Origin of the sequence: Enterobacter sp. P82, assembly GCF_037053385.1 — a bacterium.
Taxonomy (GTDB): domain Bacteria; phylum Pseudomonadota; class Gammaproteobacteria; order Enterobacterales; family Enterobacteriaceae; genus Enterobacter.
Window position 1 is genome coordinate 283,751 of the sequence record NZ_JBALHX010000002.1, and the last position, 21,073, is coordinate 304,823.

Annotated in this window: 19 protein-coding genes; 7 read left to right on the forward strand and 12 right to left on the reverse strand. The window is 58.5% G+C overall.

Annotated features, from left to right (window positions below; genetic code table 11):
* Window positions 1–2: 2 nt before the first annotated feature.
* From hpaI to hpaG, 6 genes are all read right to left on the reverse strand, one after another.
* Window positions 3–800, reverse strand: a complete 798-nt coding sequence (gene hpaI, locus WB237_RS14175; protein ID WP_336214010.1) for a 4-hydroxy-2-oxoheptanedioate aldolase — start codon at window positions 798–800, stop codon at window positions 3–5.
* A gap of 9 nt (window positions 801–809) precedes the next feature.
* A complete protein-coding gene (gene hpaH, locus WB237_RS14180; RefSeq protein WP_028016557.1) occupies window positions 810–1,613 on the reverse strand; it encodes a 2-oxo-hept-4-ene-1,7-dioate hydratase in 804 nt (267 codons plus the stop codon).
* 131 nt (window positions 1,614–1,744) lie between these two features.
* Complete coding sequence (locus WB237_RS14185; RefSeq protein ID WP_336214013.1) at window positions 1,745–2,125, reverse strand: 5-carboxymethyl-2-hydroxymuconate Delta-isomerase; 381 nt, start codon at window positions 2,123–2,125, stop codon at window positions 1,745–1,747.
* A 9-nt stretch (window positions 2,126–2,134) separates the two neighbouring features.
* A complete protein-coding gene (gene hpaD, locus WB237_RS14190; RefSeq protein WP_316942183.1) occupies window positions 2,135–2,986 on the reverse strand; it encodes a 3,4-dihydroxyphenylacetate 2,3-dioxygenase in 852 nt (283 codons plus the stop codon).
* 1 nt (window position 2,987) lies between these two features.
* Window positions 2,988–4,454 (reverse strand): 5-carboxymethyl-2-hydroxymuconate semialdehyde dehydrogenase, encoded by a 1,467-nt coding sequence (hpaE, locus tag WB237_RS14195; protein WP_336214016.1) that lies wholly within the window; start codon window positions 4,452–4,454, stop codon window positions 2,988–2,990.
* Window positions 4,451–5,728, reverse strand: coding sequence for a 4-hydroxyphenylacetate degradation bifunctional isomerase/decarboxylase (gene hpaG / locus WB237_RS14200; protein ID WP_336214018.1), 1,278 nt, complete (start codon window positions 5,726–5,728; stop codon window positions 4,451–4,453). Before hpaG ends, hpaE begins: the two co-directional genes overlap by 4 nt.
* 270 nt (window positions 5,729–5,998) lie before the next feature.
* Between hpaG and hpaR the strand changes: the two genes are divergently transcribed.
* Window positions 5,999–6,442 carry a homoprotocatechuate degradation operon regulator HpaR gene (gene hpaR / locus WB237_RS14205; RefSeq protein WP_028016562.1) on the forward strand — a complete coding sequence of 148 codons (444 nt, stop codon included), beginning with the start codon at window positions 5,999–6,001 and terminating at the stop codon, window positions 6,440–6,442.
* Window position 6,443: 1 nt separating this feature from the next.
* On the opposite strand, the gene WB237_RS14210 is transcribed toward hpaR, so the two are convergent.
* The 4 genes from WB237_RS14210 to WB237_RS14225 are packed head-to-tail and all read right to left on the reverse strand — an operon-like array spanning window position 6,444 to window position 9,979.
* Window positions 6,444–7,700 (reverse strand): FAD/NAD(P)-binding oxidoreductase, encoded by a 1,257-nt coding sequence (locus WB237_RS14210; RefSeq protein ID WP_336214021.1) that lies wholly within the window; start codon window positions 7,698–7,700, stop codon window positions 6,444–6,446.
* A complete protein-coding gene (locus tag WB237_RS14215) occupies window positions 7,687–7,941 on the reverse strand; it encodes a (2Fe-2S)-binding protein (protein WP_336214024.1) in 255 nt (84 codons plus the stop codon). The genes WB237_RS14210 and WB237_RS14215 overlap by 14 nt, the downstream gene beginning before the upstream one ends.
* Window positions 7,938–9,041 carry an NAD(P)/FAD-dependent oxidoreductase gene (locus WB237_RS14220; protein ID WP_336214025.1) on the reverse strand — a complete coding sequence of 368 codons (1,104 nt, stop codon included), beginning with the start codon at window positions 9,039–9,041 and terminating at the stop codon, window positions 7,938–7,940. Before WB237_RS14220 ends, WB237_RS14215 begins: the two co-directional genes overlap by 4 nt.
* Window positions 9,038–9,979 (reverse strand): 4-hydroxyproline epimerase, encoded by a 942-nt coding sequence (locus WB237_RS14225; RefSeq protein ID WP_336214028.1) that lies wholly within the window; start codon window positions 9,977–9,979, stop codon window positions 9,038–9,040. The genes WB237_RS14220 and WB237_RS14225 overlap by 4 nt, the downstream gene beginning before the upstream one ends.
* A 308-nt stretch (window positions 9,980–10,287) precedes the next feature.
* Here WB237_RS14225 and WB237_RS14230 point away from each other — a divergent pair, with 308 nt between their 5' ends.
* From WB237_RS14230 to tsr, 6 genes are all read left to right on the forward strand, one after another.
* Window positions 10,288–11,103: an AraC family transcriptional regulator gene (locus tag WB237_RS14230; protein ID WP_049007404.1), complete on the forward strand. Its 816-nt coding sequence runs from the start codon at window positions 10,288–10,290 to the stop codon at window positions 11,101–11,103.
* 138 nt (window positions 11,104–11,241) lie between these two features.
* The gene (locus WB237_RS14235) at window positions 11,242–12,162 is read left to right on the forward strand and encodes a dihydrodipicolinate synthase family protein (RefSeq protein ID WP_336214030.1); all 921 of its coding nucleotides are present in this window, start codon (window positions 11,242–11,244) and stop codon (window positions 12,160–12,162) included.
* Between the two features lie 14 nt (window positions 12,163–12,176).
* Complete coding sequence (locus WB237_RS14240; protein ID WP_336214032.1) at window positions 12,177–13,784, forward strand: aldehyde dehydrogenase (NADP(+)); 1,608 nt, start codon at window positions 12,177–12,179, stop codon at window positions 13,782–13,784.
* Between the two features lie 11 nt (window positions 13,785–13,795).
* Entirely contained in the window at window positions 13,796–15,397 is a 1,602-nt protein-coding gene (locus WB237_RS14245; protein WP_049007401.1) for an APC family permease, read from the forward strand.
* A gap of 11 nt (window positions 15,398–15,408) precedes the next feature.
* Window positions 15,409–16,428, forward strand: coding sequence for an Ldh family oxidoreductase (locus tag WB237_RS14250; protein WP_336214034.1), 1,020 nt, complete (start codon window positions 15,409–15,411; stop codon window positions 16,426–16,428).
* Window positions 16,429–16,536: 108 nt separating this feature from the next.
* The gene (gene tsr / locus WB237_RS14255) at window positions 16,537–18,201 is read left to right on the forward strand and encodes a methyl-accepting chemotaxis protein (protein WP_336214037.1); all 1,665 of its coding nucleotides are present in this window, start codon (window positions 16,537–16,539) and stop codon (window positions 18,199–18,201) included.
* On the opposite strand, the gene WB237_RS14260 is transcribed toward tsr, so the two are convergent.
* Complete coding sequence (locus WB237_RS14260; protein WP_336214039.1) at window positions 18,198–18,719, reverse strand: GNAT family N-acetyltransferase; 522 nt, start codon at window positions 18,717–18,719, stop codon at window positions 18,198–18,200. The two genes, tsr and WB237_RS14260, sit on opposite strands and share 4 nt — an antisense overlap.
* On the reverse strand, window positions 18,719–21,010 hold the full coding sequence (gene opgB, locus WB237_RS14265; protein ID WP_336214041.1) for a phosphatidylglycerol--membrane-oligosaccharide glycerophosphotransferase: 2,292 nt from the start codon (window positions 21,008–21,010) through the stop codon (window positions 18,719–18,721). The genes WB237_RS14260 and opgB overlap by 1 nt, the downstream gene beginning before the upstream one ends.
* Window positions 21,011–21,073 lie beyond the last annotated feature (63 nt).

Genomic DNA, 21,073 nt, shown 5'->3' on the forward strand with positions numbered 1-21,073 from the left:
GTTTAGTAGACGGATTTATTGTTATTAACTGACGTAACCGGTTTTTCGATAAATCTCGCTGCCAGGGCTTCGGCACTGCGGGCGAGCAGGGTGGTATCAACGCCGACGGCGACAAACAATGCGCCGAGTTCGAGGTAGCGTTTTGCCAGCGCTTCATTCGCCATCAGGATGCCGGGCGCTTTACCTGCGTCGCGTATCTGGGCAATGGCCTGTTCGATAGCGGCCTGTACGTCCGGGTGCTGCGGATTACCCGCAAAACCCATGTCGGCACTGAGATCCGCCGGGCCGATAAACACCCCGTCGACCCCTTCCACGTCCAGGATCTGCGGCAGATTTTTTAGCGCCTCGCGGGTTTCGATTTGCACCAGTACGCACATGGCATCGTTCGCCTGTTGCAGGTAATCCGGGATACGGTTCCAGCGCGACGCACGGGCCAGCGCACTGCCCACACCGCGAATACCCGCAGGGGGATAACGGGTAGCGCTTACCGCCAGCCGGGCTTCATCGGCGTTTTGTACCATTGGTACCAACAGGGTTTGCGCGCCCACGTCGAGCAGCTGTTTGATCTGCACCGGGTCGTTCCACGACGGGCGCACGACCGGCTGGCTGGCGTAAGGCGCAATTGCCTGTAGCTGCGTTAAGACGGTTTGCACATTGTTTGGTGCGTGTTCACCGTCGATCAGCAGCCAGTCGAAGCCCGCGCCTGCCAGCAGTTCGGCGCTGTAGCTGCTGGTCAGCCCCAGCCATAACCCAATTTGCGGCGTTCCGGCTTTCAGCGCCGCTTTGAATGCGTTTTGCATGGTTGTCTCCTAGACGAAGCGGCAACTGATGGAGCCCATGTTGCCGTAGTCGACATGGAAGGTATCGCCCTTGCTGGCGGGCACCGGGCGGGTAAACGAACCGCCGAGGATGATTTGCCCCGGTTCAAGCTGCACGTCGTACGGTGCCAGTTTGTTCGCCAGCCACGCCACGCCGTTCGCCGGATGGTTCAGCACGCCTGCTGCGACGCCGGTCTCTTCGATCACGCCGTTGCGATAGAGCAGGGCGGAGATCCAACGCAGATCCAGCTCGTCGGGTTTAATCGGGCGCCCACCGAGGATCACGCCTGCGTTGGCGGCGTTGTCGGAGATAGTGTCGAACACTTTGCGCGGGCGTTGGGTGTCGGGATCGATGTTGTGGCAGCGGGCGTCGATCAGCTCCAGCGCCGGGATCACGTAATCCGTAGCGTTGTAGACGTCGAAGATCGTGCAGTTTGGGCCGCGTAGCGGTTTGGCCAGCACGAAGGCCAGCTCCACTTCGATGCGCGGAACGATAAAGCGATCGACGGGGATGTCGCTGCCGTCGTGGAAGAACATGTCGTCCAGCAGCGCGCCGTAATCCGGTTCGCTGATCTGCGAGCTGGCCTGCATCGCTTTGGAGGTCAGGCCGATCTTGTGCCCTTTCAGCACGCGGCCTTCGGCGATTTTCAGGCTGACCCATTCGCGTTGCACGGCGTAGGCGTCGTCGATGGTGATCGTCGGGTAGTCCAGCGAGATCTGGCGGATCTGCTCGCGGGATTGCTCCGCCTGGTGCAGACGATGGGCGATCAGGGTATGGGTGTGTTTATCGAGCATGGCGTATCCTGTTTTATGTTTGTTTTCTCCCTCTCCCCGTGGGAGAGGGCCGGGGTGAGGGCATCAGGCCGCAGTGATTTCCCCTCACCCTAACCCTCTCCCGGAGGGAGAGGGTTAGGGCCGTGCCGGTATTATTTAAACAACGCGTGCACGTTGTTTTGTTTGTAATTGAGCGTCGGGTGAAGCTCGTCGATCTCAAACGACAGCGCCAGATAGCGAGCCGCCATCAGATCCGCGAAATGCGTTTTGATAAGCTCAAACAGCATCTCACCCACGGCCTCACGGCTCTCCAGGCTTCGCCCGGCACCGATTTTCAAGGTCATGTGCACAAAGGCGTAATCATGCTTACCGTCGGCCATCTGCCAGGTGTCCAGCCAGTGTGCGCGGCTGCGGATACCCCCGAGCGGGAAGATACCCGTGGCGGCCAGCGCCTCGTTCACTTTGGCGAACAATCCCGGCAGGTCGGCCTGCTCGCGGATATTGTCAGTACATTCAGCGATAAAATGCGGCATGGTGGCTCCTTACGCGGGCAGGGGGAAAACAGCGTTGACCTGGCCGGTGCCGGAGCTGGCAAACAGCTCGGTGAGAAACTCCACCTTGCCGTCGTAGTTGTCCCAGCCGAGCATCCCCAGCAGCATCACCGTGTCGTGCATATTGCCCTCGCCGTAGCAGTAGTCGGCGTACTCCGGCAGCATGCTGCAAAACTCTTTGAACTGGCCTTCGCGCCACAGCTTCACCACGCGCTCGTCCATCTGGCGGTCGAACTCGCGGGTGTAGCTGTTCATCCCTTCTTCCGCGCGCTGGTCGTCAATAAATCGGTGCGACAGCGACCCGCTGGCCAGCACCGCGACCGTGCCGTCGTATTTCTCAATCGCGCTGACGATGGCTTCGCCGAGCTTGCGGCTGTCGGCGAAGTCGTGAACGGTGCAGAACGCTGAAATGGAGATCACTTTGAAGTGCTTGTCGCTATTCATGTAGCGCATCGGCACCAGCGTGCCGTACTCCAGCTTCAGGCTCGGGATGTTGTGCGCTTTGGCACGCACCCCAAGCTTCACCGCTTCGTCGGCGATCAACTGGCCGAGCTCAGGGTTACCGTCGTAGTCGTAGGTCATGTCGCGGATAAAGTGCGGCAGTTCATTGCTGGTGTAGATGCCGGAAAAATGGTCCGCACAGTTAATGTGGTACGCGCTGTTCACCAGCCAGTGGGTGTCGAAAACAATAATGGTATCGACGCCCAGCTCGCGGCAGCGCTTGCTGATCTCTTTGTGTCCGTCGATGGCCGACTGACGGCAGCCGTGGTTTTTCCCCGGCAGCTCAGAAAGGTACATCGACGGAACGTGGGTAATTTTTGCCGCTAACGCTAACTTGCCCATATCAGACTCCCCATTTTGGAATCGGATGGTCGCCCATAGAGATGCAGACGTTCTTCATCTCCGCAAACACTTCGAAGCTGTACTCGCCGCCCTCGCGGCCGGTGCCGGAGGACTTCACACCGCCAAACGGCTGGCGCAGGTCGCGCACGTTCTGAGTGTTCACAAACACCATGCCCGCTTCGATATTGCGCGCCAGGCGCAGCACTTTGCTCACGTCCTGGGTCCAGATGTACGACGCCAGACCGTACTCCACGTCGTTGGCCAGGCGCAGACCTTCCGCTTCGTCTTTAAACGGCAGCAGGCACGCCACCGGCCCGAAGATCTCCTCCTGTGCCACGCGCATGCGGTTATCGACATCCGCCAGCACGGTTGGGCGCAGGAAGTTGCCGCCTCTCAGATGCGCAGGCAGATCGGTCGGTTTATCCGGCCCGCCCGCCAGCAGGGTCGCGCCTTCTTCAATACCGAGACGGATGTAGCCGGAGACTTTCTCCCAGTGCTGCTGGCTGATGAGCGCGCCAATCTGGGTGTTCGGATCGGTCGGGTCGCCCACGCGCAGGCGGTTGGCGCGTTCGGCGAAGCGTTTGACGAATTCCGGGTAGATGCTCTGCTGAATGAAGATGCGTGAGCCGGCGGTGCAGCGCTCGCCGTTAATGGAGAAGATGGTGAACAGGGCGGCATCCAGGGCGCGCTCAATGTCGGCATCTTCAAAAATCAGCACCGGGGATTTGCCGCCCAACTCCATGGAATATTTCTTCAGCCCGGCGTTTTTCATGATGTTGCGCCCGGTAGCCGTACCGCCGGTGAATGACACGGCGCGCACGTCGTGATGACGCACCAGCGCATCGCCTGCTGTGGCACCGTAGCCCTGCACCACGTTCAGCACGCCAGTTGGAATACCTGCTTCCAGCGCCAGCTCACCCAGACGGTCGGCCGTCAGCGGGGAGAGCTCAGACATCTTCAGCACTGCGGTATTGCCCAGCGCGAGGCACGGCGCAACCTTCCAGGTGGCGGTCATAAACGGCACGTTCCACGGCGACACCAGCGCGCAGACGCCCACCGGCTGCACCAGGGTGTAGTTCAGCATCTTGTCGTCGACCGGGTAGGTTTTGCCGTTCATCTGCTGGCACACTTCGGCGAAAAACTCGAAGTTGTGCGAGGCGCGTGGGATCAGCACGTTTTTGGTCTGGTGGATCGGCAGGCCGGTGTCGGCGGTCTCCATGGCGGCGATCTCGGGCACGTTCTGGTCGATCAGATCGCCCAGACGACGCATCAGGCGCGCGCGCTCTTTCATCGGCAGGTTAGCCCATTTCGGGAATGCCTCTTTTGCCGCCGCAACAGCCTGATGTATTTCGGCTTCGCCACCGGAAGCGACTTCTGCCAGTACCTCGCCGGAGGCCGGGTTGGTAGTGTGGAAGTAGTCACTTCCCACCACGTTTTTACCGTTGATCCAATGGTTTATCTTTTTCATTTTGTCGTCTCCTCTCTGACAATTCGGTTCACCAGGCGGCCCACACCTTCTACTTCCACCACCACTTCGTCACCCGGCACCACGTCGGAAAGCCCTTTCGGCGTGCCGGTGGCAATCATGTCGCCCGGCTGCAGGGTCATAAATTCGCTCAGGTACGCAATCAGGAACGGGATGCTGAAGATCAGGTCTGCCGTGGTCCCTTCCTGGCGTAATTCGCCGTTAACGAAGGTGCGCAGAGCCAGGTTGTGCGGGTCGGGAATGGCCGCTTTTGGCACGATGTTGGGGGAAATCGGGGTCAGCCCGTCGCGGCTTTTGACGCGCAGATTCGGGCGATAGTAGTTTTCGAGGTAGTCGCGGATGGCGTAGTCGTTGCACACCGTATAGCCCGCCACGTAGTCCATCGCGTCGGCTTCACTCACCTTGCGGGCGGTTTTGCCGATAACCACCACCAGCTCCGCCTCGTAGTGCATGTACTCAACGTTGTCCGGACGTACCGACGTCTGGTTATCACCGTTAAAGGTGTTCGGCGCTTTGATAAACACCAGCGGCTCGGTGGGCGGTTTGAAGTCCAGTTCGCTGGCGTGATCGGCGTAGTTCAACCCCAGGGCAAACAGCGTGGCATGCGGGTGCGGGCCGTGTGCGATGGCTACGTCGTGTTCATCCACCACCGGGTTTTCCAGCGGGGGAAAACCTTTCGCCAGAATGCGCACGCGATCGCCGGGCTGCAGGGAGACGCGGGAATGCGGAGTACCGAGCAGAATGGCATCACCGGGATTGAGGGTGGCGAATTCGCTCAGGGCGCTGAGCAGTTCGGCGGCATTGCGCTGCAAATCGGCCGTGTTCCAGTGGTCAGCTTCGCGGCCGTTGATCTCCGTGATGATGGTCAGGTTATCGACGTTATCAACGGCGACAAGCTCACCCAGAGGACAAAAACCGTCACGGCATTTGGCTTTGATCGCCGGGCGATAAAAACTCTCTTCCGGCAGGCTCACTTCATTGGCTAACGCATATCCCGCGATGTATGCCGCCGCGTCTTCCACGCGCACCTTGCTGGCAGCTTTGCCCACGACCAGTGCTACCGTCGCACCGCTTAACACCGTTTCCCCTTGTGGGAACGGAATGGGCTCGCCTGCGCGGATCACGGTGTTATGCGGTTTGATAAACCACACCGCCGTTTTTGGCGGCGTGGTGTAGGGGGCCTTTTCAAACGCGTCACGCCAGGCATCACGCTGGCTTTGATGGTTCAATGCGACGGCAAAAACAGTACCTTTCATTGACTACTCCTCACCCTGAAAGTCCGGGTTGTGATTTCGTTAATATATTAATGATCTGGTTTTATGCTTTTGCTGTTCGTTTCGCAATCAGAAGTGAAAAATTTGTGATATGAATAACAATAAATTTACATATAGATAATTAAATATTTATTTATCATGTGGTTAATAAAATTGTGTTGTTTCTGTTAGACTTTTTGACGTAAAACGAGTTGTTTATAAAAACATCTTTTGTGTAATTGTTTACTTGTTAATGACTGGTGGGGAGAGGCTATGCATGATTCATTAACCATCGCGCTGTTGCAGGCGCGGGAAGCGGCGATGTCTTACTTCCGCCCGATTGTGAAGCGGCATAACCTGACCGAACAGCAGTGGCGGATTGTGCGCGTGCTGGCTGAACATCCGTCGATGGATTTCCACGATCTCGCGTTTCGGACCTGCATTTTGCGCCCGAGCCTGACGGGCATTCTGACGCGCATGGAGCGCGACGGGCTGGTGCTGCGCTTAAAGCCGGTGAACGACCAGCGCAAGCTGTACGTGTCGCTGACTAAAGAGGGCAACGCGCTGTACGAGCACGCCCAGGCGCAGGTGGAAGAGGCCTATCAGCAGATTGAAGCGGAATACACGCCGGAGAAAATGAAACAGCTAACGGCGCTACTGGAAGAGTTCATCGCGCTCGGCAATCGCCATATTGCCGAACGCGGGGAAGAGGAGTAACTCAGCCCTCAGGTTTTGCCAGGTGGATCAGCGTGTCGATACGCGCGGGAGAAAGCGGTTCGCGCGGTTGCGGCAGCGGCCAGCCGTACAGCCAGCGGGCGCTGGTGGCGCAGGTTTTCCCCTGACACGCGCCCATTCCGCAGCGCGAGGCGAGCTTCGCCGCCTGCCAGCTTTCGGCATTTTGCACATCGCCGCAGCGCACATCTTCGCAGCGGCAGAGCAGGGTGTCGGCAGTGATAACGTCTTTTAATGATTCCGGTAAGGCGAAGGTGGTATGAAGCGCCCGGGCAAAACGCTGCCAGCGTGCGCGGGTTGTGATGGCCTTTTCTGCTTTCCCGGGGTTATCCGCCGCGCTATAACCCGCAATTTCCCCTTCTGCCAGCGCCAGTTCGCTGCCGCCAAAACCGGTGCACTCCCCCGCAGCATAGATATCCTGCACGCTGGTGCGTTGAGAAGCATCGACCCGGATAGCCTGATTTTCGGTTGTGCAGCCGAAGAGAAGACCTGGTTCAATATTGGGCACCAGCCCATAGCCGATAGCCAGTCTGTCGCACGCTATCTCACGTGTTTTCTCCCCGTGACGCACGGTCACAGAATGAAGATGTGTCTCCCCACGGGCATGGGTGACCTGGCTTGCCGGGTGATAGTGGGCCGGAAAAAGCTCGCCGAGCTGGAGCAGTTTTTCTGGCCAGCGCCAGAGCCCTGCCGCGAAACGGGCCAGCGCGCTCACTGGTGCCTGTTCGATGATGGCGACGATATTTCCGCCTGCGCGTTTCACCGTACCGGCGACTGCCAGCAGCAGTGGCCCGCTGCCAGCAATGACGACCCGCTCGCCGTTGAGCGGCAGGCCATGTTTAATCTGTGCCTGTAGCCCACCAGCTCCCGTTACGCCGGGAAGCGTCCAGCCAGAAAATGGCAGGGAGAGTTCCCGTGCGCCGCTGCATATAATTAACCGCTGCCAGCGGATCTCGCCGCAACTGTCTGCGGTTTCAAAAACAACGCAATGCGATTCAGGGCGGGCAATCAACCGGGCACCGTTCAGCAGCGTAATGCCCGGCTGTTCCGCCACTGCCTGACGCAGGCGTAAGGCGCGCGAGGGCAACGAAACCTGCGGGCCATCACGCCAGATTTGCCCCCCAGGGCGCGGGTTGTCGTCAAGCACCATCACCGATTTTCCACAGCGTGCAGCGGCCAGTGCAGCCGAAAGCCCGGCTGGCCCGGCACCGAGGACAAGGATCTCGCACTCAAACGTTCGCATGTTGGCTCCTTTCAATCACCATGTCGGGCTGGCATTCCGTCTGGCAGGCCAGCACCCGTCGTCCATTCACCGTGACGCGACACTCCTGGCAAACGCCCATGCCGCAGAAGGGGGCGCGCAGCTCACCGCTGACCGAACGTCGCGTCACGCCGCTACCCGTGAGTTCCAGCGCCGCTGCGATGCTGATGCCAGCAGGAACGTCGCAGGGTTTGCCTTCGATAATCAGCTTCAGGATCGTCATGCAATGGCCTCCTGTTTTTGCAGCCGCGCGGGGAGCCAGGCATCCGGTGAAACGGGGGGACGCTCGCCGAGGATTTGCGCGCAGAGCAGTTCGGCGGTTGCGGGGGCGGTGGTGACGCCCAGCCCTTCATGCCCCAGTGCCAGCCAGATACCCGGCCGGGCAGGATGCGGGCCGATGAGCGGGTTGCCGTCTGCCGACGCGGCGCGAAAGCCGCTCCAGCAGCGAATGATATTGAGGTTATCCAGAGAGGGGAGAAAATGGCGCGCGCGCGCCAGCATGGTGGCCAGAAGCGGTAAATCCAGCTCGCGGTCGGTATTGTCGAACTGGCGGGAAGAACCAATCAGCAGCTGCCCGGTGGGACGCGGCTGGACGTTAAACGCCACCGAGGTGCCGCCCGCATGGGCGCTGGCACCGTATCCCAGCTCTACCAGCTGGTGGCTGAGCAACGGGGCGTAGCGATCGGTGATCGCCAGTTGGCCTTTTTTCGCCCGTAGCCAGTTTTCGCCAAGCAGCGTGTTGGCCCCCAGACCGCAGGCGATGACGATGGCGCGCGCGCGCAGGCGTTTGCCGCTGTGCAGGGTGACGTAGGGGGCATCGACTGCGAGGGCGCGGTCACGAAGATGCGTGACATCGGCATCATCAATTAACCAGCGGGCGACGTTCGGCGCGTAGACAATCCCGTCTCCGGGCACCCACAGCCCGCCGCTGAGCCGGGAGGTGAGCAGGGGTTCACGCGCGGCAAGCTGGTCGCGGGTCTGCATGTCGCTGGCGACCTGGTGTTGCGCCATCCGCCGTTGCTTTTCTTCTGCTAGTTCAAGCTCCTGCGGCGTTTCCGCCAGCCACAGCGTGCCACACCCGCGCCAGGCGCAGCTTTCCGGCATCCGGGGCGTCAGTTCCCTCCAGCGTGCCAGAGACCAGGCTGAAAGGGTAAGCTCGGCGGGGTCGTCATCCATGCACACCAGATGTCCCATCCCTGCCGCCGTTGCGCCCGCGTTACCGTCGTCGATCAGCGTGACCCGCTGACCGCGCTTTGCCAGTTGCCAGGCACAGGCGGCACCGATGATCCCGGCACCAATGACAATGACGTCGGTGTCGGTCACAACGTAATCCCCCAGCGGAACGGATCGTCAGGATTGAGGATCAACCGGTTATCGCCGCAGACCCATGCCTCACCACGGATCGTCGGGATGATCTTGTTGCCATGCGGCACGAAATGGGCGGTAAATTCGCTGCCGATGATGCTCGCCTGCCGCCAGGTTTCTCCCGGACTCAGTTTGCCGTCTTCTGCCAGACAGGCCAGCTTGGCGCTGGTGCCGGTGCCGCAGGGTGAGCGATCCCAGGCTTTTCCCGGGCAGAGCACAAAGCTGCGGCTGTCTGCGCGGTCATCCTCCGCGAAGAGCTCAATATGATCGATGATACCGTCATGTTTGCCACGAATACCGGCACGTTCTAATCCTTCCCGGATCGCCCAGGCATACTCCGTTAACTGGGGGATCTTGTCCGGCGTCACTGCAAAAGGATGATCGTTGACGAGGAAGAACCAGTTTCCGCCCCAGGCGATATCGCCCGTGACCGTACCGTGAGCGGTTTCAACCTGCACCTGTTTGCGCCAGCGATACGCCGGGACGTTTTCTACCGAAACGCTGCCATCGTCGTGCAGCGTGGCGGTCACATCACCCACCGGGGTTTCAATCAGATGTTTGCCGGGCTGAATGCGGCCAAGCCAGGCCAGCGAGGCGACAAGCCCGATCGTCCCGTGACCGCACATGTTCAGAAAACCGCTGTTGTTGAAGAAGATGACCCCCGCCGTGGCCTTAGGCGACACCGGTTCACAGAGCAGAGCGCCGACCAGGACATCGTTGCCGCGCGGCTCAAGAATGATGGCTTTGCGCCAGTCGTCGTAGTCGCGGGCGAAGCGGTCCCGGCGCTCGGCCATGTTTCCTGCGCCCAGATCCGGAAAACCGTCGATGACCAGGCGGGTCGGTTCGCCGCCAGTGTGGGAGTCAATTACTCTCAGTTCGCTGTGCTGCACTGTCATGGGATCTCCGGAAAGTTAACACCTTGTTGCTAAATGCTGGCGTAAGGCCGGGATTCCTGCTTGATCGCTTTCGTCACCAGAAATGACGAAATCAGCACAGTGACCGGTTTCACTCTTAAGTGAAAAGCATATTTATTTCTTATTAATCATTCTGTTGGTGGTGTGGTAAACCAAAAAAGGTGACTGCGCCAGTGGATGAAAAGGGGTAAATCATAAACCTGTGGCAGGATCGCAAAACGCGGTAAGGGCGCTTGATGAGTTAACGAAAAGTTAATAAAGATCCAGCTCACTGATCGGGAGGAAGCGTTATGTCCTGTGTGATTGATGATGCGCTGGCACCCTCGCCAGCACTGGAAGTGACTGAACTGAGCCAGATTTGTGAAGGGTTGGCGCGTCAGCGTCCGGACAATATCCAGACCTTGCTTCATGCGATGGCGTTGATTGCGCCGCTGCTCAATGCCATTCCTAATGTGGTGTTTTTTGTCAAAGACGTGCAGGCGCGCTATCTGATGGTCAATATGACCCTGGCGCGTCGCTGCGGATTTAAGACGGTAGCTTCGCTGCTGGGGAAAACCTCTGCCGATGTTTTCCCTTCCGCGCTGGGACAGGGCTATACCGAGCAGGATATGCGGGTGCTGCGCGAAGGGGTGACGCTGCGCGATCAGCTGGAGATGCATCTCTATAACGGCCGTGAGCGCGGCTGGTGTCTGACCCAGAAACTGGCGTTGCGGGATGCGCAGGGCCAGGTGATCGGCATGGCGGGCATTTCGCATGACCTACAGGAAGCGCAGGCGCGACACCCGGCGTGGCAGCGGCTGGCGATCGTCGACGATCATATCCGCAAGCATTACCACCGGCCGATCGCCATGGAGGAACTGACTGCGTTGAGCGGTATGTCGGTGGCGCAAATTGAACGCTATTGTAAGCGCATTTTTCACCTCACCCCGCGTCAGATGATCCACAAAGTCCGTCTGGAAAAAGCGACCGAGCTGCTGGCGGGCGATACGCCGATTACCGATATTGCCCTGCAATGTGGCTATACCGATCACAGCGCCTTTAGCCGCCAGTTCAAGGCCATGACCGGCTCTACGCCGCGTGATTTTCGCGTCACGCTGGCCGGGTAAGACAAACGCACTGTGCTAATTTCGTCATCAAAGAGGAGGAAAACCACCAAGCCGTCGGACGCCTGAAACGTCAATCTGTCAGTGAATATTCACCATTCATTCACTTTGACTTAACAAATTGACGACAAGGAACCGAACATGAGCAAGAAAGCCATTCACTGGAGCGGTGTATTCCCGGCAGTCAGCACCCAGTTTCGCAGCGATTACTCTCTCGACCTGGATGCCACCCATACGGTGATGAAAAACCTGGTCAAGGATGGTGTTTCCGGCCTGGTAGTGTGCGGCAGCGTGGGCGAGAACACCTCTCTGACCACGCAGGAAAAGCTGCAAATTATCGAAGTGGCGAAAGACGCGGCGGGTGGTCAGATCCCGGTTATCGCCGGTGTCGCCGAATTTACTACCGCCTTTGCGCAGAAGATGGCGAAAGAGGCCGAGCGCGTGGGCGTTGACGGTATTATGGTGATGCCTGCGCTGGTGTACTCGTCAAAACCGCATGAAACCGCAGCCCACTTCCGCAGCGTGGCAACCGCCACTGACCTGCCAATCATGGTTTACAACAACCCGCCAATCTACAAAAACGACGTGACGCCGGACATCCTGGCGACGCTCGCCGACTGCGACAACATCGTCTGCTTTAAAGACTCTTCCGGGGATACCCGCCGCTTTATCGACCTGCGTAATTCCGTTGGCGACCGCTTTGTGCTGTTTGCCGGGCTGGATGACGTGGTGGTCGAGAGCATCGCCGTGGGGGCAGAAGGCTGGATCTCGGGGATGTCGAACGCGTTCCCACGTGAAGGGGAGACGCTGTTCCGCCTGGCAAAACAGCAGCGCTATGAAGAAGCGATGGCGCTTTACCGCTGGTTTATGCCGCTGCTGCATCTGGATGCGCGTCCGGATCTGGTGCAGTGCATCAAGCTCTGCGAAGAGCTGCTGGGACGCGGCAGCGCCGTGACCCGACCGCCGCGCCTGGCGCTGGAAGGGGAAAACCGTGCGGAAGTGGTGGCGATTGTTGAGAAGGCGCTGGCGACTCGCCCACAGCTGCCTGACGTCGGCCTTTAAGTAAAGGAGTGACGATGACTTTATCTCTCTCTGTAAAAGGCCAGCAGTTTATCGCCGGACGCCGCGTGGCAAGCGGTGAGGCGACGCTGCCGGGCCTGCGTGCCGCTGACGGTGAACCCACCGGATACCGCTTTTACCCGGCCTCCCGCGAGGAGGCCGCCACTGCGGCGCTGGCGGCTGAACAGGCATTCCCGATCTATTCACAGACGTCACCCGAGGTACGCGCCTGCTTTCTCGAAACTCTCGCCGACGAGCTGGATTTACTCGGCGAGGACTTTTTCGCGATAGCCCACCAGGAGACGGCGCTGCCGCTGCCGCGCTTGCAGGGAGAGCGCGCCCGGACCAGCAATCAGCTGCGCATGTTTGCTGGCGTGCTGCGTCGGGGTGATGCTTTCGGCGTGCGCATTGATACCGCACTCCCTGCGCGTCAGCCTCTACCGCGTCCGGATCTGCGCCAGTATCTGACGGCGCTGGGCCCGGTTGCAGTATTCGGTGCCAGCAATTTTCCGCTGGCTTTCTCCACCGCAGGGGGCGATACCGCCTCTGCGCTGGCGGCGGGCTGCCCGGTGGTGGTGAAAGCCCATCCGGGGCATATGGCAACGGCGGAGCTCACCGCCCAGGCCATTGTGCGTGCGGTGGAGAAAGTCGCACTTCCTGCGGGCGTTTTTAACATGATTTTCGGCACCGACATTGGCGCAGAGCTGGTGCGTCACCCGGCGATCCAGGCGGTCGGGTTTACTGGTTCTTTACGCGGCGGTAAGGCGCTCTGGCAGCTTGCGCAGCAGCGTCCGCAGCCGATCCCGGTCTTTGCGGAGATGTCGGCCATTAACCCGCTGATTATCCTGCCGCAGGCGTTAGCCTCCCGGGCAGAGGTTTTGGCGAAGGAACTGGTGGCCTCTTTTACCCTCGGCAGCGGGCAGTTTTGTACCAAGCCCGGGCTGATCCTGGCCTTGCGTGGCGAAGGCATGACCCGCTTCACGCAGGCGCTGAAAGAGGCGGTGGATCAGGCTCCGGCGCAGACCATGCTCAATGCACCGACGCTTGCCCACTACGAAGAAGGTGTCCACGCGTTTGAGGCGCATCCCGCGATTCAGCGGCTGGCAGGTTCTGATGATTCTGTTAGCGGACGCGCGCAGGCTCGCCTGTATCAGGCCCCGGTTTCGCTGCTGTTGGCGCAGGATCCTCTGTTGCAGCATGAGGTGTTTGGCCCGCTGGCGGTGCTGGTGGAAGTGGCTGACGAGGCTGAAATGCAGGCCGTTCTGCGTGCCATCCAGGGCCAGCTGACGGCAACGGTCCAAGCCGAATCCGATGACGGCCCGCTGGCACAACGCCTGCTGCCTGCCCTGAGTGAAAAGGCCGGGCGCGTACTGTTCAACGGGTATCCGACCGGCGTGGAAGTGTGCGATGCGATGGTGCACGGCGGCCCGTGGCCTGCCACCACCGATTCACGCGGGACCTCCGTCGGAAGCCGATCCATCGAACGTTTTCTGCGTCCGGTGTGCCTGCAGAATGTGCCCGCTACACTGCTGCCGCCTGCTGTCCAGGATGCTAACCCTCTGAACCTGCTGCGCCTGATTAACGGGCAGTGGACCCGGGAAGCCATTTCCCCCTCTGTTGACTGAAGGGCATGACCATGACGATTCACTCTACGCATCAAACATCGTCCCGCGTTGTTGAGTCAGGGAAATTTAAAAAGCAGCTCACGTTAACCGATCTGACGTTTATTGGTCTTGGGGCTATCTTCGGCTCCGGCTGGCTGTTTGCCGCAAGCCATGTGGCCTCCATTGCCGGGCCAGCGGGCATTGCCTCGTGGGTTATCGGCGGGATTGCCGTGCTGCTGCTGGGGATTGTCTATTGTGAACTGGGGGCGGCGCTGCCGCGCGCCGGGGGGATCATCCGTTATCCGGTGTTTTCCCACGGCGAGCTGATGGGATATCTGCTGGGCTTTATTACGCTGATTGCGTTCTCAAGCCTAATCTCCATTGAGATTGTTGCCGCGCGCCAGTACGCGGCCGCCTGGTTCCCGATGCTGACGCAACCAGGCTCAAGCGACCCGACGCTGCTGGGCTGGGTGGTGCAGTTTTTACTGCTCTGTTTCTTCTTTGGCCTGAACTACTACAGCGTAAAAACGTTCGCCCGCTCCAACAACATCATCAGTATTTTGAAGTTTCTGGTGCCGCTGGCGGTTGTCGTCACCCTGTTTACCTTTTTCAAGCCTGAAAACCTGCACGTTCAGGGAATTGCGCCGTTTGGCATGTCAGGCGTTGAGGCGGCGATCAGCGCCGGGGGAATTATTTTTGCCTACCTGGGGCTGACACCGATTATCTCTGTGGCGAGTGAAGTGCAAAATCCGCAGCGGACCATCCCGGTTGCGCTGATTTTATCTGTGGTGCTGTCGACCATTATCTACGTGCTGCTGCAACTGGCGTTTCTTGGCAGTATTCCAACCGAAATGCTCGGCAGCGGTTGGGCGGAGATCAGCAAACAGTTCTCGCTGCCGTACCGCGATATCGCCATTACGCTCGGTATGGGCTGGCTGGCATTTATGGTGGTGTGCGACGCGATTGTCTCCCCGAGCGGCACCGGCAATATCTATATGAACGCGACGCCACGCGTGATTTATGGCTGGGCGAAAGCGGGGACGTTCTTTAAGGCGTTTACCCACATTGATAAAGAGTCCGGCATTCCGCGCCCGGCGCTGTGGCTGACTTTCGCCATGTCTATCTTCTGGACGCTGCCGTTCCCGTCCTGGGAGCAGTTGATTAGCGTGGTGTCGGCGGCGCTGGTACTGAGCTATGCCATTGCCCCGGTCACGGCGGCGGGGCTGCGCCGTAATGCGCCCGATCTACCGCGCCCGTTCCGCGTACGTGCCTTCGGGATTATCGGCCCGGTGTCGTTTGTGATTTCAGCCCTGATTGTCTTCTGGTCTGGCTGGGGGACGCTGTCATGGCTGCTGGGGTTGCAGATTGTGATGTTCGTGGTCTACGTGCTGTGCAAAGCAAAAGTGCCTGTCCACACCGTGAGTCTGGCACAGCAGGTGAAATCGTCCCTGTGGCTCATCGCTTTCTACGCGCTGATTATGCTGTTCTCGTGGCTGGGCAGTTTTGGCGGTACAGGGGTGATTGGTCATCCATGGGATACGGTGGTGGTGGCGGTGATGTCGCTGGGTATTTACTACTGGGGCGAGCGAACCTGTCTGCCGCAGGCTAACTTTACCGGAGACGAAGAAGAGTAGAGGAGTCAGTCATGGAGATGGTAAACCTCTCATTAACAGAGGCTTATGCGCTGGCATTTAGCGTGCTGCGCGGGAACGGATTCAGCGAGGCGCACGCCGCCGCGGTGGCGAAAAACGTCACCCACGGCGAGCGCGACGGCTGCGCCTCGCACGGTTTGTGGCGGTTGCTGGGTATTGTCGAAACGCTGCGTAAAGGGAAGGTGTCACCAGACGCAGAGCCGGTGATCACCGATACCGCGCCCGCCATCGTAAAAGCGGACGCTGGTGGGGCATTTTCCCTGCTGACGTTCGAACGTGCGCTGCCGCTGCTGATGGAAAAGGCGCGACACAGTGGTATCGCCGCACTGGCGATTAACCGTTGCGTGCACTTTTCTGCTCTGTTTGCTGACGTCGAACCGTTGACGGAGGCCGGCCTGGTGGCGCTGGCGACCACGCCGAGCCATGCGTGGGTCGCCCCTGCGGGTGGCACGCAACCGCTGTTTGGCACGAACCCGATTGCTTTTGGCTGGCCGCGCGGCGATAAGCCGCCGTTTATTTTTGATATGGCCACCAGTGCGGCGGCGCGGGGTGAAATCCAGCTGCATCAGCGCGCGGGTAAACCCGTGCCGGAAGGATGGGGGATCGATGCTCAGGGCAAACCGACGACCGATGCACAGGCTATTCTCGACGGCGCGATGTTGACCTTCGGTGGACATAAAGGATCGGCGCTGGCGGCGATGGTGGAGCTGCTTGCCGGGCCGCTGATCGGTGATATGACCAGTGCGGAATCGCTGGCGTGGGATGAGGGCGCAGGCGGCCTGCCTTACGGCGGTGAACTGATTCTGGCGCTCGACCCGACGCGTTTTTTAGGGAATGACGCCGCAGCCCATCTGGCTCGTGCCGAGACACTCTTCAGAGGGATGACGCAGCAGGGGGCGCGATTGCCGGGAGAGCGGCGCTATCAATCTCGTGAGCGCGCAAACCGTAATGGCCTGGAGATAACCCTCACACTTTTCAATGACATATCTGAGCTGCTGAAATCATCATCGTGATCGTCAACACAAGAGGAGGGAAATAGTCCCTCTTCTCAGTACGTTTTTCGTAAAGTTTTCCCTTTCCAGGCCGAAAATTCTGTTATCTGTCTGATGGAAAGAGAAAACATGTTAAACCGTATCAAGATTGTCACCAGCCTAATGCTGGTTTTAGCGATATTTGGCCTTTTACAACTCACATCCGGTGGTCTTTTCTTTAACGCTCTGAAGAATGACAAAGAGAACTTCACCGTCCTGCAAACCATTCGCCAGCAACAATCCACGCTGAACGCCAGCTGGGTGGCGTTGCTGCAAACCCGTAATACCCTGAACCGTGCGGGCATCCGCTATATGATGGATCAGAGCAATATCGGCAGCGGTGCGACCGTTAACGATTTGATGCAAATTGCATCTGTGTCTCTGAAACAGGCGGAAAAAAACTGGGCTGCGTACGAAGCCCTGCCGCGCGACTCGCGTCAAAGTGACGCAGAAGCGATGGAAATCAAACGTAACTACGATATCTATCACGGTGCGCTGGCGGAGCTGATTCAGCTGCTGGGTGCAGGCAAAATCAACGCCTTCTTCGACCAGCCGACTCAGAGCTATCAGGACGGTTTTGAGAAGCAGTACGTAAACTACCTGCAGCAGAACGACAAGCTGTATCAGATTGCGGTCGAAGATAGCAACAGCTCCTTCAGCCAGGCCATTTGGGTACTGATTAGCGTACTGATTGTCGTGCTGTTGGTGATCGTGGGTGTCTGGCTGGGCATTAAGCAGGCATTGATCTCTCCGCTGACGCGTCTGATCGACAATATTCGCCATATCGCCAGCGGCGATCTGGTGAAGCGCATTGAAGTCGAAGGCGCAAATGAGATGGGTGAACTGGCCGACTCGCTGCGTCATATGCAGGGTGAGCTGGTGCGTACCGTTGGCGACGTGCGTAATGGCGCAAACGCCATTTACAGCGGTGCAAGCGAAATCGCGATGGGCAATAACGATCTCTCCTCCCGTACCGAACAGCAGGCAGCTTCCCTGGAAGAGACTGCTGCCAGTATGGAACAGCTGACGGCGACCGTTAAGCAGAACGCCGAAAACGCCCGTCAGGCAAGCCATCTGGCGCTGAGTGCGTCTGAAACGGCGCAGAAAGGCGGTAAAGTGGTGGATAACGTGGTGCAAACCATGCGTGACATCGCCGGAAGTTCGCAGAAAATTGCCGACATTATCAGCGTAATTGACGGCATCGCTTTCCAGACCAACATTCTGGCACTGAACGCGGCGGTAGAAGCGGCGCGTGCGGGCGAGCAGGGCCGTGGCTTTGCGGTGGTTGCAGGTGAAGTTCGTAACCTGGCACAGCGCAGCGCCCAGGCGGCACGTGAAATTAAGAGCCTGATTGAAGACTCTGTTGGCCGTGTGGAAGTAGGCTCTACCCTGGTAGAAAGCGCCGGTGAAACCATGGGCGAGATCGTTAATGCAGTCACTCGCGTTACCGACATTATGGGTGAAATTGCCTCTGCATCTGACGAACAGAGCCGCGGTATTGACCAGGTGGGTCTGGCAGTGGCTGAGATGGATCGTGTGACCCAGCAGAACGCCTCGCTGGTGGAAGAGTCTGCCGCAGCCGCTGCGGCGCTGGAAGAGCAGGCGAGCCGTCTGACTCAGGCTGTGGCGGTGTTCCGCATTCAGCAGGAGCAGATGAAAGCGCGCGAGTTCGCTGCGGCTAAAGCGGTTTCCACGCCGGTAATGGCGCGTAAAACCGCGACTGCCGATTCAGGCGATAACTGGGAAACGTTCTAATTAAGTGACAGGCGCATGGCACAGCGGGATTCATACGCTAAGCCATGCGCCGCTTCATCATCTCTTTTCTGACGCAGTTCTGGCGTTAGCTCGGCAATTTGTTCAAATCCCAACCGCGCATAGAACGGCGCATTCCACGGGACGTCCCGGAACGTCGTTAACGTCAGCGACGTCAGCCCTAGCTTACGGGCATGGTCAGCCACACAGGCGATGAGCTGCCGGCCAATCCCTTTTCCCTGCCAGTCCAGAGCGACGGAGAGCTCCACAATAAACAGCGATGAAGAGTGTGCTTCGGTGAGGATAAACCCCACAGGGCGGTCGTTCGCCAGCGCCAGCCAGCTTTGCCCGCGTTCGGCATACTCAAGGTGCTGCTCAGCGGAAATAACCTCGCCATCGGCAAGCCAGGCGAGTTCCGGATAGCGTCGAAATCGTTCGCCCGCCGCGCGTTCAATGGCGGGCAGGGCGAAAACCTCGTCACAGCGAGTTGGCCGAACGGTTATGTTAAGGGGGACGGTCATTAGCCTGCATTACTCACAATTTTAATTTCGACCATGCCTACCCCCAGCTGACGCGGTGAATGGCCGAGGATATTCCCGTCATTCGTGGACTGCGGGTCTGGCGGCACAATCACCAGGGTATTGCTGCGGGATGGATTCTCAAAATGAAGCGTGTGAGTGGTCACTTCGTTTCCAAGCGTTAGCGTCTGCTCTTGATCGCCCACGCGCACGGGCACGGGCTTATTTGCATTGGAGCCATACGCCCTGGCCGTGATCACCAGGTCAAATTGTTCTGGCAGGGGATGGGTGTACTCAATTTTCACCTCGTTGCCCAGCTGCGCATTTGACCAGCGTCCCCAGGACTCCGGACGTGAGATGCCACTAAACTGTTTCACCTCTTCCGGCGCGCCGGCCACGTTAAAGATAAAGCTGTCCGCCTTGTAGCGAATATCGTTATCGACGATTTTCAGCATGTCGACGTTGCGCTGATAGCGTGCGGTATCAATCACCGTGTCTTTAAACGCGGTTTTGCCTTTCCACTGGGGTTTATCCACATGCTGCACGGTTTGCTCTCCGCCAAGCTGTCCCTGAGAGACGCACCAGTCGGTAGAAAGCGCCAGCGGCTGAGACCAGAGTTGGCCCATTTTGTAACACTTGTCGACCCAGACGAAGTTATCGCGAGGGGCAAAGTCAGCCAACTGGAAACGCAGCGGGGCGGAGTACTCACTTTCCGGCAGCGGTTCGACGCGATTATCCGATACACGCACCAGCAGCGGCAGACGGAAGTTGCTGCCCGAGAAGGCAATCGTGTTTTTATTTTGATCGATGGTGAAGTCTTTCATCTCTTTCGGGAAGTTCCACAGGCGGATGATGTCTGGCTTCCACGCGAAGATTTTTTCCTTCATGTTGAGGAAGACTTCAGACAGGGATTGCCCCGACAACGTGCTGCGGCCCAGACCAATAAAGTTGTCTCCGCCCAGAATGTCCAGCACGGTCGCGCCGTTATCCATTGAGTTGCGTTTGGTGGCAATCACCTCCTGTTGCGGCTGGTCGCCGCGAAGCACGAAGAACAGATTGCTGCGATCCTGCTTGTTGAGTTGATCCCATGCGCTGTTTTTCATCGCCAGGTGGTCAGACGAAACGACGATGACGGTATTTTTAAAATACGGCGAGGTTTTGATTTTCTCGACCAGTGCGGCGATATGCTCCTGGCTACAGGTGACGGCGCTGAAAGATTTGTTGTTTTTGCCGCCGACATCATAGCTTCTGCGTTTACAGGTGCGTGAGACAAATCCGTCCGGGTGGTGCGTATCCACGGTCAGAGCAAAGAGGGAGAAGCGCTTACCCGAGCGGGAAAGTTCTTCGAATTTCTTCCAGGTTTCGTCCAGCACCGTATCGTCGTAGAAGCCCCAGTCGTTGCGGTAGTTTGGATCGGCAACTGTCGTTTTTAACTCTTCTGAGCCATACAGGTGGTCAAAACCGTGGGACTTCAGGAACACATCTTTTCCGGCAAAGCGCAGGTTCGCCCCCTGGACAAAATAGTTTTCGTAGCCGGAGTTTTTCAGGATATCGCCCAGGCAAACATTCTGCGGGAAGAACGTCGACATCGAGGCTGAGGCGTTCCCTTCAAAAGGTGCAAACAGTGGGATGCCACACTGCGAGGCAACCATTCCGGCGATAGTGTAATCCGTGCCGGGCAGCTGCATGGTGTGGCTGAAATCAAGACCTTCGTTTTTCAACGCGCCCAGCTCTGGTGTCAGGTTCGGGAACGCGTTGTCATCAAAGTACGTGCGCTCCAGACTTTCGCCGTAGATATAGACCAGGTTGAGTTTCGGGCTGTCGATCGTTTTCGACGGCTCTTTGTAGTAGGCCACGAAATCTGGATCGCCGTCGCGCGACTGGGACTTTACCAGCTCGGCGATCTGATGGAATGCGGGACTGGCGTCGACTGAGGCCAGTGCCAGAAAAAGCGCCAGCAGGCTGTAACCATGATGGTGCGGATGATGGCGACGTCGCCGCAGTACCCAGGCCAGTGCGCCAAAAACGACCACCAGCGCCACAATCAGGCCCAGCCCTGGAAGAATATACTTACCTATGCCTGCGCCCGTCAGGCTGTTCGTCAGGGTGTAGAGCACCGCATCGTTAATCCCGTCACCGGTAAAGTAATCGCTGGCGTATAAGGTAATGTTTAAAATAATAAAAATGCCGAGCACCACCAGCGTGGCGATAAACCACCAGGTGTGACGGCCAGCTTTCCAGGCGTAAACGCCGACAGAAGCCAGAAAAAGGATAAGAGACATGAATTCAGACAACAGCATATCCTCATGACGCCAGGTGCTTCGCTGGCTAACTGTATATTTTTTAGGTACTACAAT